This window comes from Wolbachia endosymbiont of Muscidifurax uniraptor (genome assembly GCF_054149795.1).
Genome location: NZ_CP083727.1, coordinates 838,034 through 851,906, shown reverse-complemented (window position 1 = coordinate 851,906; position 13,873 = coordinate 838,034). Strand labels below are relative to the sequence as shown.

Annotated in this window: 12 protein-coding genes and 2 pseudogenes; 5 read left to right on the top strand and 9 right to left on the bottom strand. The window is 34.0% G+C overall.

Annotation, left to right across the window (positions count from 1 at the left end; translation table 11 throughout):
- From LA754_RS04355 to LA754_RS04345, 3 genes are all read right to left on the bottom strand, one after another.
- Positions 1-285 (bottom strand): BolA family protein, encoded by a 285-nt coding sequence (locus LA754_RS04355; RefSeq protein WP_006279740.1) that lies wholly within the window; start codon positions 283-285, stop codon positions 1-3.
- Between the two features lie 70 nt (positions 286-355).
- The gene (dnaK, locus tag LA754_RS04350; protein ID WP_006279741.1) at positions 356-2,278 is read right to left on the bottom strand and encodes a molecular chaperone DnaK; all 1,923 of its coding nucleotides are present in this window, start codon (positions 2,276-2,278) and stop codon (positions 356-358) included.
- A gap of 86 nt (positions 2,279-2,364) precedes the next feature.
- Positions 2,365-4,128, bottom strand: a complete 1,764-nt coding sequence (locus LA754_RS04345; protein WP_457923601.1) for an Rne/Rng family ribonuclease — start codon at positions 4,126-4,128, stop codon at positions 2,365-2,367.
- A 149-nt stretch (positions 4,129-4,277) separates the two neighbouring features.
- Here LA754_RS04345 and rpmG point away from each other — a divergent pair, with 149 nt between their 5' ends.
- Positions 4,278-4,478 carry a 50S ribosomal protein L33 gene (gene rpmG, locus LA754_RS04340; protein WP_006279743.1) on the top strand — a complete coding sequence of 67 codons (201 nt, stop codon included), beginning with the start codon at positions 4,278-4,280 and terminating at the stop codon, positions 4,476-4,478.
- Between the two features lie 25 nt (positions 4,479-4,503).
- Complete coding sequence (locus tag LA754_RS04335; RefSeq protein ID WP_006279744.1) at positions 4,504-4,779, top strand: helix-turn-helix domain-containing protein; 276 nt, start codon at positions 4,504-4,506, stop codon at positions 4,777-4,779.
- A 56-nt stretch (positions 4,780-4,835) separates the two neighbouring features.
- Here LA754_RS04335 and LA754_RS04330 read toward each other — a convergent pair whose 3' ends face one another.
- Positions 4,836-5,717 carry a zinc ABC transporter substrate-binding protein gene (locus LA754_RS04330; protein ID WP_457923600.1) on the bottom strand — a complete coding sequence of 294 codons (882 nt, stop codon included), beginning with the start codon at positions 5,715-5,717 and terminating at the stop codon, positions 4,836-4,838.
- Between LA754_RS04330 and LA754_RS04325 the strand changes: the two genes are divergently transcribed.
- Positions 5,709-6,449 carry a metal ABC transporter ATP-binding protein gene (locus LA754_RS04325; RefSeq protein WP_006279528.1) on the top strand — a complete coding sequence of 247 codons (741 nt, stop codon included), beginning with the start codon at positions 5,709-5,711 and terminating at the stop codon, positions 6,447-6,449. The two genes, LA754_RS04330 and LA754_RS04325, sit on opposite strands and share 9 nt — an antisense overlap.
- Positions 6,446-7,876 carry a 2-polyprenylphenol 6-hydroxylase gene (gene ubiB, locus LA754_RS04320; RefSeq protein ID WP_236514429.1) on the top strand — a complete coding sequence of 477 codons (1,431 nt, stop codon included), beginning with the start codon at positions 6,446-6,448 and terminating at the stop codon, positions 7,874-7,876. Before LA754_RS04325 ends, ubiB begins: the two co-directional genes overlap by 4 nt.
- Positions 7,877-8,292: 416 nt before the next feature.
- Here the strand turns inward: ubiB and LA754_RS04315 are convergent, their stop codons facing one another.
- The 4 genes and pseudogenes from LA754_RS04315 to LA754_RS04300 form a co-directional block, all read right to left on the bottom strand.
- The gene (locus LA754_RS04315; RefSeq protein WP_049973597.1) at positions 8,293-8,628 is read right to left on the bottom strand and encodes a transposase; all 336 of its coding nucleotides are present in this window, start codon (positions 8,626-8,628) and stop codon (positions 8,293-8,295) included.
- 167 nt (positions 8,629-8,795) lie between these two features.
- Positions 8,796-9,143: an IS630 transposase-related protein gene (locus LA754_RS04310; RefSeq protein ID WP_022626382.1), complete on the bottom strand. Its 348-nt coding sequence runs from the start codon at positions 9,141-9,143 to the stop codon at positions 8,796-8,798.
- A 177-nt stretch (positions 9,144-9,320) separates the two neighbouring features.
- On the bottom strand, positions 9,321-10,934 hold the full coding sequence (locus tag LA754_RS04305) for a hypothetical protein (protein WP_010962938.1): 1,614 nt from the start codon (positions 10,932-10,934) through the stop codon (positions 9,321-9,323).
- Between the two features lie 157 nt (positions 10,935-11,091).
- A pseudogene (locus tag LA754_RS04300) lies at positions 11,092-11,499 on the bottom strand (IS4 family transposase); the annotation flags it as partial.
- 216 nt (positions 11,500-11,715) lie between these two features.
- On the opposite strand from LA754_RS04300, the gene LA754_RS04295 reads away from it, so the two are divergent.
- Entirely contained in the window at positions 11,716-12,663 is a 948-nt protein-coding gene (locus LA754_RS04295; protein ID WP_457923599.1) for an IS110 family RNA-guided transposase, read from the top strand.
- A gap of 208 nt (positions 12,664-12,871) precedes the next feature.
- Here LA754_RS04295 and LA754_RS04290 read toward each other — a convergent pair.
- A pseudogene (locus LA754_RS04290) lies at positions 12,872-13,854 on the bottom strand (IS4 family transposase); the annotation flags it as partial.
- Positions 13,855-13,873: the final 19 nt, after the last annotated feature.

Here is a 13,873-nt window from a genome sequence, read left to right as displayed (position 1 = left end):
TTATTTATTTTTTAAATTGTACTCATCTTGCGTATACAAGTGAAGAGAAATTGCATGTATTAGCTCTATCTCACCCTTCAATAACTCATAAATCAACTTGTGTCTTTTTAGAACGCTCATTCCAATAAAGCCGTCAGATATTAATATTAATTTAATGTGCGAAGGTAATGTTGAAGATGAAGCAAAATAATGATCAGCATGCTTTGCTGATTCATCGATAATGTCGATATCAATTACATCTATCGAATCGCGTATCTTTTCTTCTATTGTTTTAATAATATCCATAATGGTTTCTTTAAGCAACAATATGCTCTTCTTGTCATCCCAGTATCAGCTACTTGGATGACAATCGCAATTACTTATTCTCTTCTTTATTATCTATGTCTTGATAATCAGAATCTACTACTTTTTCCTCTTTATCATTTGGATTTCCTTCTGATGAAAAGCCATTTTCAGCACTATTTTGTTGAGATGCTTGATACATAGCTTCTCCAAGTTTCATAGATAATTGAGAAAGATTAGTGACTTTCTGCTGTATTGAATCAGCGTCATCAATGTTATCAGATTTACTAACTTCTTTTAATTCGTTAACTGCATTTTCAATAGCAGATCTATCTTCTGGTGAAACTTTATCACCATACTCTGTCAGAGACTTTTCTGTAGAATGGACTAAGCTATCCGCTTGATTCTTCACTTCAATAAACTTTTTGCGCTTTTCATCTTCTTGCGCTTTTTCTTCAGCTTCTTTTACCATGCGATTTATTTCATCATCAGATAAACCACCTGAAGATTGAATGCGTATTTTTTGCTCTTTTCCAGTAGCTTTATCTTTTGCAGAAACGTGTGCTATTCCATTTGCATCTATATCAAATGTCACTTCAATTTGTGGCCTTCCGCGCGGAGCAGGAGGTATCCCTTCCAAACTAAACTGACCGAGTAGCTTATTATCAACTGCCAGTTTTCTTTCACCCTGATGCACCCTAATTGTAACAGCTGTTTGGTTATCTTCTGCAGTTGAAAACACCTGAGATTTTTTAGTAGGAATTGTAGTATTACGCTCAATAAGTGGAGTGAATACTCCTCCTAGAGTTTCAATACCAAGAGAAAGTGGGGTCACATCAAGTAGTAACACATCTCTTACATCACCTTGAATGATCCCCGCCTGTATTGCAGCTCCAATTGCTACAACTTCATCAGGGTTAACTCCTCTATGTGGATCTTTGCCAAAGAATTCTTTAACTTTCTCTATGACTTTTGGCATACGAGTCATGCCACCAACAAGAACCACTTCGCCAATTTGACTAGCAGATAAACCAGCATCCTCAAGAGCTTTTTTACAAGGAGCCATAGTTCTTTCGATTAAATCATTCACTAAGCTTTCAAGTTTTGCTCTCGTTAATTTCATATTTAAGTGTTTTGGACCACTTGCATCAGCTGTAATAAACGGTAGATTTATTTCCGTTTCCATTGCACTTGATAATTCAATTTTCGCTTTTTCAGCAGCTTCTTTGATTCTTTGCATAGCCATTGGATCATTTTTCAAATCAATGCCATTACTTTTCTTGAATTCATCTAGTAAATAACTCACTACTCCATTATCAAAGTCTTCACCTCCAAGATGGGTATCACCGTTTGTTGCTTTCACTTCGAAAACTCCATCACCTATTTCAAGTATTGAAACGTCAAATGTACCACCACCAAGGTCATATACTACTATTGTGTGCCCATGTTTCTTATCAAGACCATAAGCAAGTGCTGCAGCAGTCGGTTCATTTACTATTCTGAGTACATTTAATCCGGCAATTTTTCCTGCATCTTTTGTTGCTTGACGTTGAGAGTCGTTGAAGTATGCTGGCACTGTTATCACAGCATCTTTTACTTCCTCTCCAAGATAAGCTTCTGCTGCCTCTTTCATGTTTTGTAGTATAAATGCACCAATTTGACTAGGAGAATATTCTTTATTATCAGTTGTTTTAACCCATGCATCACCACTTTTTGCTGCAAATACTTTGTATGGTACACTTAGATTTTTCATCTCAGGATCACTATATTGACGGCCTATTAATCTCTTAGTAGCAAAAAAGGTATTACTTGCATTGGTGGTTGCTTGCCTTTTTGCTGGAGCACCAATCAACCTTTCTCCTGAAGAAGTAAATGCAACTATAGATGGAGTAGTTCTTGCTCCTTCTTTATTCTCTATTACCTTTGTATCTTTGCCCTGCATTATTGCAACACAAGAATTTGTTGTTCCGAGATCTATGCCTATTGCTCTTCCCATAATGAGTACCCCATTGTAAATATTATCTGATATAAGAATATATAAGTATAGGGCTCATTAATTACAAGCCCAATTTAGGTTTCTAATTAGTTATTAGAACTTAAAAGGCGCGAAAGCCACTTAGTCAGCCAAAAATTGCCTCGTAGTTTATTTGAATTATCAGCTTCTTCATTGCTGCTATCCCCAATTTGGTATCCAGAGTTCTGTAATGGCTTATAACCGTTTAAATTAACATCATCTCCTTGTTTTAAAACAAATGTATTTACATCTAAACTGTTATCAATACTAACGTTCAATGTAATATTAAACTCTTTTTCGATTGTAGAAACTGTATTGCGTTTGTTATTAAAAATGTGCGCTATAACTGCACTGTGTGCTACTAAATCAAAAGACTTATTTCGATTCTTGTTAGCAATATGTTGTAAGTCCCTTAGTATTGATGAAACAATTACTTCGTTTGATTTTATTCTTCCAGTACCTTTGCAGTGTAAACATTCTGTAGTATTAATTTCTTGTATGTTTGGTTTAATTCTTTGTCTTGAAAATACCATTAAACCAAAGTCATTTATGTAGCTAAATTGAACTTTAGCTTTATCGTCTTTAAACGCTTGCTTTATAGCAGACTCAACAGCTCTGCAATACTGATATTTCAACATATCAATAAAATCGACTACTATTAATCCTGATAGGCCCCTAAGATTCACCTGTCTTGATATTTCAGGTACTGCTTCCATGTTGGTTCTATAAGCTGTTTCTTCTATGCTATCTTCTCCTGTCATCTTTCCTGAATTTACGTCTATTGAAACAAACGCCTCAGTTAAAGTTATTATCAAAGACCCACCAGATGGCAATTCTACTCTATTGCTATATAACTCAGAAATTTGATCTTCGATTCCGTAGTAAGTAAAGATCGGAGCATAACCTCTATACAATCTATAGCGCAACTTACTACCTTTTAGTGCATTGTTAGCATATTGCTTAACTGCTTCAAAAGATTCCTTTCCAGACACTATAACTTCTATACCATCGCTACAAAAATCACGAACAGATCTCATAATTACATCTGCTTCGTTGTAAATTAATGATGGAGCATTTACAGAGAAGGCATTTTTTTGAATGCTCTGCCATAATGAGGATAAGTAATTGTAATCTTGCTCAATTTCTTTCTTACTTTTTCCTGAACCAACAGTTCTTACTATTAAACCTGATCTTTTTGGCAAGTTTATTAAATTTAGTATATCCTTTAACTGCTTTCTGACATTAGCATCTTCAATTCTGCGGGACACTCCACCTTTGCTCATGGAATTTGGCATGAAAACACAGTATCTACCCACTAAAGTTATGTATGTTGTAAATGAAGCTCCTTTATTGCCTCGTTCCTCTTTAGTTAGCTGAACCAATATTTTTTGATTTACTGAAATAACATCTTGTAATTTGTATTTTTTATATAAAGGTACCTCTCTTACAAAACCACTACCTGATTCGTTGACATTCTTACTAGCTGCAGAATCTGAAGAAACATTTGCTGAGGCTTCTTCTATACAATCGTCATTTGAGTAGCCCTCAAAGATAGTTTCCTTTTCTTTTTCTGGAATGTTGAAGTAATCTAGAGATATCTCGGAAAAAGACAAAAAACCTTGCTTATTTTTTCCATATTCAATAAATACGGCTTGCAAAGAAGGCTCTATACGCTTTATATAAGCAACGTATATATTACCTCTTAATTGTTTTTTTTCCTTGAATTCTTGTTCAAATTCTACAACCTTGTTATTAATTGACAAGGCAACTCTTACCTCATTAGAACAGATAGAATTTTCTATCAATAATACCCTTTTACCACTATTTACCACTTATTTACCGTTTGCTTTTTATTCTGAAGTTAACTTTATGCTACTTAATGCACTGTTGATTGTCAAGGATTTTGCAATCTGCATTATTCGATTGACTTTTAGTATTTTGCGTAATAAACTCGCATAGAATTTATTATATCATTATAGGTATGGCGAAAAAAAATGCTTCTTTGCTTGTTAAGTTAGTCAGCACTGCAATCAAGACAACAAGAGCTGGTGAAGAAAAATCAACAGGCTATTTTTATGTAAAAAAGCGTAATCCAAAAAAGCTCACCAGAAAACTGGAGTTTAGAAAGTATGACCCAGTAGTCAGAAGGCATGTGCTATTTAAAGAAGAAAAATTAAAGTAGTTTTTTTATAGGAAAGTTTATTATTATGCAAAATTTACAATTAAGTTATCCTGTAATAGTAGAGTTGGACAATGTAAAGGATACAAAACTGAAATTAATAAAGGTCATTGCACAATTAATAGGTAAGAGATACACAACACAGAAAAAAGCAGCAAACGCTCTAAAGATTGATCAGCCTAAAGTATCTCAAATCAATAGGTCAAAAATCAAAGGGTTCTCCTTAGAATACTTGCTTAACTTATTGATTGCATTGGGCCAAGACATAAACGTAAGAATAAAGCATAATTCTAAACCTGCATAATATGTAAAGGACAAATAAATGCAGAACAATAAAACAGTAAGCTAAAAGGGAACTTATTACTCAACAAAACAAGACTTAAAATTTTGTGCAATGTTATTGATTATAGCTAGATATGCATCTTTTCCAGGCTCTATGTCTGATCCAATAGGATCAAGAACTACCATTTTTGCGTCATTAGAAAGAGCATTAGGCTTTATGCTGTCTTCCTGTGAATGAGCAAATATACATTTAACGTTTTCTTCCTTCATTATCTTTTTTAGCTTCATTAAACTCCTCATACCTATGTAAGAACCCTCTTCTATGGAAAGAATGGCGCTTGGGTGATTTAAACCAAAATATTTTTCAAAATATTGATAAGCATCGTGAGTGACGATATATTTTTGATTTTTAAAATCATTCAGTTCTTTCATGATTTCTTTTACTTCTTGGTCTATTTTTTTTATAGCTTTTGTTGCATTAGAGTTGTATCGATGGGAATTTTCTTTATCTATGTTAGACAATGTTGCACTTACAGAAAGTATCATGCTCTTTGCATTTTCGGGACTCAGCCAAATGTGTAAATCTTTTTCATCTTTAATGTGAGTAATTTTTCTAGAAAATGAATGTGGCCGAGTAGGAAGTAGGTTGATTGCCTTTGACAATTGCACTAGTTCTTTATTATTTTTGGCGAAAGTTTGAACAAACGTCTCTAAGTTATCGTCAACATAAAATATAACGTCACTTGATTCTAAATTACTCGCATCAGATGGCTTTAATATATAATTATGCGCAGATGTTGCATAGCCAAGCAATTCCGGTTCTAAAATCCCTTCTGTAATAGAAGCTACAAGTGAGTGGATAGGTTTGATTGTAGCTACAACTTTTAAATTGGATGAAAAGGCGATATTATAGTATAGTGTAAATGAAAGTAATAGAAAAAAAGTCAGTAAATGTCTCATATAAACGTTGAGAAGAAGTTAAATTTTGTCAATAAATTGAATAATGTCAATAATCGTGTTCTAAAAATAGAAAATCTTGCTCTCACATATGATGGTAAAAGAATCCTTGACAATATCAATATGTTCATGGAAAGAGGAGACATAATTACAATACTTGGTCCAAATGGTGGAGGTAAAACCTCTTTAGTGAAAGCAATTGCTGGCATAAATAAAAGCTGTACCGGTAATATCGTATTTGCTGACAACATAAAAATTGGCTATATGCCGCAAAATTTTAGTATTAGTAATTTGATGCCAATAACAGTTGAATATTTCCTTTTAAACAGCTCCTTGAAAAGACTAAAGAAAAATCAATCCATTATTACAGAAACGATAGAGTTGGTTGGTATCGGTAACATTTTGAAGAATCAAGTGTTAGAAATTTCTGCAGGGCAAACACAATTATTGCTACTTGCACGTTGTTTAATTGCAGAGCCTGACTTGATCATTCTAGATGAACCAGTTAGTGCAATGGATATTAACGCGCGGGCTAAATTTTATGATATTATAAATAAAATAGCAAAAAAACGATTGGTATCGATTCTTATGACTTCTCATGATCTTAACTCTGCTCTACCATCCTCAGATTACATAATTTGTATAAATAATACTATCTATTGCCAAGGCAAGCCTGATGAGATTATGAAAAATAGAACCCTAAATGAAATATTTAGCAGTTACGCAGCGAAATGATTCAAAATATTTTGCGTCTTCTGCACATAACTACGGTGCTGACGCGTTACAATATATTACCTTATTTACTTCCACCATCAAAAAAATCAATAAATAAAATACAAGGCCACAAGCTAAAGTGTGCTCTTGAAAAATTAGGTCCGGTGTTCATTAAGTTTGGGCAGTCTATCTCATCACGTACTGATGTTTTAAATGAAGATATAACAAATAACTTGTTATTGATATGTGATAGATTGCCATCATTTTCACATAAAATAGCAGTTAAAACTATAGAAAGTGAGTTTAATTGTAAATTGAGCGACATTTTTTCAAGCTTTTCTGAAAAGCCAATTGCAGCAGCATCGATTTCTCAGGTGCATAGAGCGGTTACAACTGAGGGTAAGGAAGTTGCTGTGAAGGTTTTAAGGCCAAATATTGAGAAAACATTCTCAAGAGATATAAAAATGCTTTCTTGGCTTGCAGAAATTGCAGAAAAATTTAGCGAACAATCAAAAAGGCTGAGGCCAATTGAATTAGTTAAAACTTTTGCTGAAATTTGCCGATTAGAGTTAGATCTACGTTTTGAAGCTGCTCACTCTTCGGAACTAAAGAAAAACACAAAAAATGACAGAGGTTTTTATGTACCTGAAATAGATTGGAATAGAACTGCAAAAAAGGTTTTAACATTAGAATGGATAGAAGCAACGCCAATATACGAAGTTGAAAAACTGAATAATCATAAGCAAATAGCTATCAATCTTATAGAATCGTTTTGTAATCAGGTATACAGGGATTGTTTTTTTCATGCTGATATGCATCCTGGAAATCTAATGGTTGATAGTAATAACAATATTATTGCTCTGGATTGTGGAATCATGGGTAGAATAGATCGTGAGACATGCTATTACGTTATAGAGATACTCAAAGGCTTTTTAAATCGGGATTATGATCACGTTGCAAAAATGCACTTTAAAGCTGGTTACGTTTCATCACAGCATAGAAATTTTGTCACAGCTTGCAGGGCAATAGGTGAACCCATTATTGGGCAGCCTATACAGAAGATTTCATTTGCTAGTTTACTTGCTCAGCTATTAAAAATAACTGGTGATTTTGATATGAAAGTTCAAACACAATTGTTATTGCTGCAGAAAACTATGATTTTACTGGAAGGGACATGTAGAAAGATCTACCCAGAAATCAATATGTGGAAAGTAGTTGAAGCGTGGATAAGCAGTCAACATGAAAGTAAAATAGGGTATAGGGAAAAAATTAGAAGTTCTTATCCTGTAAAAACAATCCAAGGGATATTTAGCCTTATAGAAAAATTAAACCTAATAGCTGATAAAAAATTAGAAAACATCCAAATTAAAAATAAATCAAATGGAAAAGTCTATTTTTTATTGTGGTTTGTAATTATAATTCTAATCGTTAAACTTTTAATTTCTTAAACTATGGGAAAAAACTGCGTCAAATCCAATTTTTATTCAACTTAATTTTTAATCTGCAGGAGCCGAGTTGAGAATGTCCAATTTTCCACTTTCTTTATGTATCTGTTCAGCAGAGTGGCAAAATAAGGTAGACGAGAAAAGACAACTATAGGAACAAATGGGTGTCATGCCAGTGCGTGACACTGGCCTCTTGTTTCAATGTTAAACAAAATACCATAGAATTCAAAAAGACAATTCCTAGAAAATTTCTACATCTAAAAAAGGCATAAGTTATGTTAATGCTGTTTGAATGAGATGATATAAAGATAAGCCAAATTTTTACAAAGAAAACATTTCAAGCAGCAAGACACCTTTGATTGAAAGAGAGCACCAAATTTATGGGGTGAGTAACTGTGCTATTTCAACTATAGTATTTTCTAAAACGAATGATAAACGTCTAAAATGGTATTACCAACTAAAAGGTGTAAGTCTGTACATTGATGCATTAGAGGTCTGAGGCAACTTTTGATGGTGTGCCAACAATGCTCTATCGGATTTAGATCAGGTGAATATGTTGGAAGATAAAGCAAATGACAGCCAAAAGACTCTATTAATGACTTTGTTTTGGGAGTTTTATGGAATGTAGCATTATCCATAACTATGGTTGTATCACGCTGTAATTGTGGAAGTAATCTTCGCTCTAACCATACATTAAATATATCTTTATTACACCCCCCTGTGAAGGTCATTGGTGCAATAAACTTCTCATCCACCTATTATACTCACTCTTTCCCGCTTTTTTCCTGGAACATCAGCATGTATTTTTTCTCCTCTTGGAGCTCGTGCATATTCTCGGTATAGTCTATTATCAACTCCTGCTTCATCTATATATAAAATGCTACAGTGGTCTATTTTTGAGACTTTATCGATAAATTGCTGCCTATCTTCTTGATTGCGCTCTTGATAGAATGTGACTTTTTTTAAAGGTTATTTTTAGCTGTCTTAATCTATACCAAATTGCACTTATCCCAAAGCCAAGGTTTTGTTTCATTTCTGCTAGTGTGTGATCTGGGTGTTTTTTGACATATTCTTTGAGTATTTCTGGATCTATTTTTCGAATAAAACCAGTACTTTTTACCGCTTTGAGACCTTGGCCAGTAGCTTTCTTTTTTAGCCATCTATATAGTGTTGCTATCCCTATCTCAAAAACCTCTGCAACTTCAACCTTTGACTTTCCTTTTTCTACCAAAGACACTGCTTTTTCCCTTAAATCTACACTATATACCATCGCTTTCCCTACTTTAAAAAAACATATTATACCTTTATCATTCGCTTTCGAAAATACTATAGTTAGCGGAATGACGGTTTTTCAAATTGTCGGTAAATCTAAGTCAGTTTAGCTATAATTTCCTAAATTTGCTCACAATCTCTTGACTTGACACATATGTTTTTTTCCCAAATGTTACTATCTTCCTCCTTTTCCTTTCTCAATTTGTGCAACCATTTCCTTTACATTTGCATGCGTGAGAAGGGAATTTTTGCTGACATGAGATTTTGGATCAGATTTTGCTGTTACGTGTTTCGTTGCAGATCTTTTATTCTCTGTTAGAAATGAATGAGATTGTTTTTTCTTCACACCGATATCCGCTTGTGCTGCTGGAGTGGTTTTGCTTTCAGCAAGCTGTACATTAGCATTTCCTTTTGCTTGATTTTGCTCAAATTTTTCTTTTAATGCCTTTACTTTACTGCCCATCTCGCGATTAGCTCCTCCTTTCATAGTAGCTGCTGCTACTTTTGGTATCGCCTTACCAGCAGCTTTTTGTGCTGATTTCCTATTGTCTTGATTTTCAGATTTTAGTGGTACTCTTTCAGCTGATTTTTTAAGAATTACTCCTACTACTTTTGGCTCTGTGCTTACTTTTTGATTAGCACGGCTTAGATTTTTAGGCTTTGGCGGTACTGCAGGTTTATCTTTGATTACCACTTTCGATTCTTGTCTAACTTCTTGACCAGTAGTAAACATTTTTTTTGGCACTTGCGGTGGTTTTGGTGGTACGAGGGATTGAGGTTGTTGTTTCTGCTTACGTTCTCTTTTTGCTTCTATATGTTCTTTAGGAACTGTTGCATAAATTGGCTCTTCTTTGGGCGATTTTGAACTCTGCGAATTTTCTATTAAAATTTTACTCTTCTTCTCTTGATAATTTGATATCTCTTTGTATACAGACTCTTCATTTAATGAACTTCCATAGCCTGAATCTTCTCTCTGCTCATATAAAGGATTTTCCTTTTGCTTTTTCTCTTGATAATTTGATATGTCTTCATATTCAGACCCCTGATCTAATGAACTTTCATAGCCTGAATCCTCAGAAGGATTTTCCTTAGCATCAGGCATACTAAAACTATTAGCTCCTTTTAGTAAAGAAGATGTAGACTTTGCCTTGCTTTCTCCATCTGAGGATATTTCTGATTTAAAGCGTACCTTCCTCGAATCTGGAGCAGCCGGAGGTGCTGTTGTTGGTCGCTTTATTTGCCTCATGCGATTACCACCTAATTTTTCTTTCGGCTGTTCTTCTTTTCGCAGCTCAAAAGTACCTTCCTTTTGCTTTCTACCTTCCAAACTCACTTCGTGTGATCTATCTTTTCCCTGACTCTTTTCACTTTGTTCTAAATTTAAAGAATCTTTTAAAATATTATTTTTTCTGAAATCTTTTTCTAATTGTTCCAAGAGATCAATTTTTTTTAAAATTCTTGTATACTTAGCTGCTGTTTCTAAAGTGAAACTTGACAACTCATCATTTACAAAATTACTTATACTACTGTTCTTGGTTGGAAAATTTTTTCCCAAAATTCTATTCATTAATGTTTTAAAAAGACCTAATGGCTGTTCTACATAATTGTTCAAGTCAGTATATATAACAAACTCAGCTATACCTTTTGCCTCACCTGTAAAACCTTCTAATGCATGAGATAAATCCCTTAACGTTTTGTTATATTGTTTCTCTGCATTTCCTAGCTTTACAGCTTTGATCAGAGAATCGAGATTTTTTTTATAGTTCTCACTTTTAAATGGATTATTCATACTAATTACAGCTCATTATTTATTAAAATATAGATCTAAAATATTAAGATCTAGTAAATGTTACTTTTGTAATTCATGTAGAACTATAGCTATAATAAGTAAGATTTCCCTACGTCATACCGCCGCGGTATCTCCAGATACCGCTAACAACTTACTATTACCAACAAATATGAGGTTCGTGAGCAAGTCGCCATCCTTCTGCTAAATCAAAGAGACGTTTATATCCTTTCCAAAGAGTAATTGGTCCTGGTTTTGGGTCGCTTTTTCTTGCTAAATGACCTCCAAGTTCACGAAACGGCTTCTTTTATAGTAGGGGCTATATTTGGACATGGTTTCCTGTGTATTTTAACATATAAAACTTTCCATTCTTCCTCAGCTAATAAGGCAGTACATGGTAATGTTGGGTTAGTTCTTGCAATTGATGTAATAAAGAAAATTCTCCAAGCAATAATGCTCATGACTGTTAAATACCTCATTAATCTTTCTGCTGTTCCAAGTCTACATTCCTCAACTTTGAGACCGGATTTAAAATTTTATGTAATATCTCTATTTTCCATCTAAGGCAATTGTAAGTTAAAAACGTGATATAAAAGAGATAAGAGAGAAAGATAACCCTGCTCACTAGGAATAGCGGGCGTGCGCGACCGAAAGGAAATTGGTATTACAACCGTTGGTATCAAGGTACGCTAGCCCTATCTCTCGATACGTTTGAATAGTTGCTTGGGAAATATATATGCACCCGTTTACAATCTTAAATTAACTAAAATTATCGAGGTTTATTATGGTTACATCTTATCAAAATTTTATTGGCATTGACATCGGAAAATTTAAAAATGTCGTTGCAATTCACAAACAGAAGAATGCTGTCGAATTTGATAATAATGCTTCTGGTTGGCAACAATTATTTCAAGAGTTTTCAGATATTCTACCTAATGCTTTGGTGACTTTAGAAAATACAGGGAAATATGAGCTTGGCTTATCACATTTTCTTACCGACAAAAATATTGCCGTGCATCGAGCTAATACTCGTAAAGTAAAAAGCTTTATTTTATCTCACGGAACTTTAGCAAAGTCTGATAGATCAGATGCAAGAGCTCTTGTTCAATATGGATTTGAACGCCATAGAACTATCTCTCTATTTGTACCTACCTCTACAGAACAATCAACTTTGGCTGCACTTTGTCAACGTCGTGATGATATTACGCAAATGAGAACTCAAGAAAAATGCAGACTTGAAGCACCGGAAAATGATCATATAAAAGAAAGCTGTCAAAAGACCATTGAGTTTTTCGATAGTCAAATAAACGAACTCAATGATACTATACAAAAGATTATTGATGAAAGCCGCGAATTACAACAACGCCAAAAAATTCTTAAAACAGTTCCTGGAATAGGTAAAAAGTTATCACAAGATTTTTTGTGTTTAATGCCAGAGCTTGGTTACTTAAATAGAAAAGAAGTAGCAAGTCTTGCCGGAGTTGCACCGCATCCAAAAGAAAGTGGTAAAGCTGTTGGTTACCGAAGGATTACAGGTGGTAGAAGTAACGTTCGTTCAAAGCTCTTTACAGCCGCTATGGCTGCTACAAGGTCAAAATCTATACTTGGCGCCTTTTATTCTAAGCTTGTTGAAAGTGGTAAGAAGAAGATGGTGGCTATAACAGCCCTAATGCGTAAAATTATAGTAATTGCTAATACAAGACTTAAAGAAGCAATTAATTTGCATACTTAAAAATCTTCACAACGGTAACTGAAATTGGCTAATGAATATGTGCGTCCACACAGACTTAAAGCACATATTCATTAGCTTAAGCAGAAATTGCTGTGGTAGCTGTTTGATATAAAATTCTATTTCTATGACAAACGGGTTTTTATTGCCCATATAATTTGCAAAATTACACAAATAAAAAAATTTTTAAAAAACATAGTTGATATCAACTAATTTTTTCAACAGCTTCATCGAAAGTATTAACTGAAAGGTTCGTTAATAGCATCCATTCTAGCGGTTTTTTTTTAAGGGAAGGGGAGTTTTCTCAACAACATAAACTGCATAAAGTGGTAATTTAGGTAGTTCTTCCGTCTTATGCCTAATATTATTCTTAGATGGATTCATCATAAACTTTCCAAATCTAACTTCCAAACGTGCTGTTCTTTTTGGCTTATTATCTTTTACAGGAACTTCAACTTCTACCGTACCTGCACAATGAGAGGATTTAATAAATGCCCATAACTTCTGCTCACCTTTTTCAGGATATCGAGATTTTCTATTTACTGCTCTATCTCTGCATGCTCTAACTAGCACTGCCGAATTAAGACTATGTGCAAGCTCAAAAAAGTCATATATATCTGCTTCTCTATCGCATACAGTTATAGTCTCAGTTTGAGTTGGATCAATAATATTATTTGTTTTTCTTAAAGTTTCCAACCACTTTACGCTTTCTTTATCTTCAATGCGATCGCTCTTTTTTTTAAGGTTCTCAGTTTCTTCAGGTCTTGAATAAACTTTTTGATCTAGTATCCCTAGTACCAAACCTTCTATACTAACGGCAAGAGCTGTACGCATTATAATACCTTTTGCAGTATCATAACTGGACAAATTTGCTAATCCGCTTGTTTTTTTATGGTTATTATATACAATGTAACTGGTATCTTGAATGACAAGAACCCTCTTGTGAGCTTTTGTTCTCTCAACTGTTTTATCAATGTGTGAAGCTAGAATATCGACTTCTTTTACGTTCTCATTTTAAAAAAAACGATATGCTGCTTTTGCTTCTGACCAACTTCCGCATGCCTCATTAATTGAGCTTTCAGGTAAACTTATCAAACTGTCAGCAATATTTACTAATCGGTCAGTTAATCTTTTATCTCCAAGTACAGCATCTCCAAATTCATTTTTAGCCCATTCATTACTCTCGTTTGCCATTTTTATACCCTCAATATTT

Excerpts from the sequence above, each read along its gene's own strand:
- LA754_RS04355 (WP_006279740.1), bottom strand. The coding sequence starts at position 285 with ATGGATATTATTAAAACAATAGAAGAAAAGATACGCGATTCGATAGAT.
- dnaK (WP_006279741.1), bottom strand. The coding sequence starts at position 2,278 with ATGGGAAGAGCAATAGGCATAGATCTCGGAACAACAAATTCTTGTGTT.
- rpmG (WP_006279743.1), top strand. The coding sequence starts at position 4,278 with ATGGCGAAAAAAAATGCTTCTTTGCTTGTTAAGTTAGTCAGCACTGCA.
- LA754_RS04335 (WP_006279744.1), top strand. The coding sequence starts at position 4,504 with ATGCAAAATTTACAATTAAGTTATCCTGTAATAGTAGAGTTGGACAAT.
- LA754_RS04325 (WP_006279528.1), top strand. The coding sequence starts at position 5,709 with ATGTCTCATATAAACGTTGAGAAGAAGTTAAATTTTGTCAATAAATTG.
- LA754_RS04330 (WP_457923600.1), bottom strand. The coding sequence starts at position 5,717 with ATGAGACATTTACTGACTTTTTTTCTATTACTTTCATTTACACTATAC.
- ubiB (WP_236514429.1), top strand. The coding sequence starts at position 6,446 with ATGATTCAAAATATTTTGCGTCTTCTGCACATAACTACGGTGCTGACG.
- LA754_RS04310 (WP_022626382.1), bottom strand. The coding sequence starts at position 9,143 with ATGGTATATAGTGTAGATTTAAGGGAAAAAGCAGTGTCTTTGGTAGAA.
- LA754_RS04305 (WP_010962938.1), bottom strand. The coding sequence starts at position 10,934 with ATGAATAATCCATTTAAAAGTGAGAACTATAAAAAAAATCTCGATTCT.
- LA754_RS04295 (WP_457923599.1), top strand. The coding sequence starts at position 11,716 with ATGGTTACATCTTATCAAAATTTTATTGGCATTGACATCGGAAAATTT.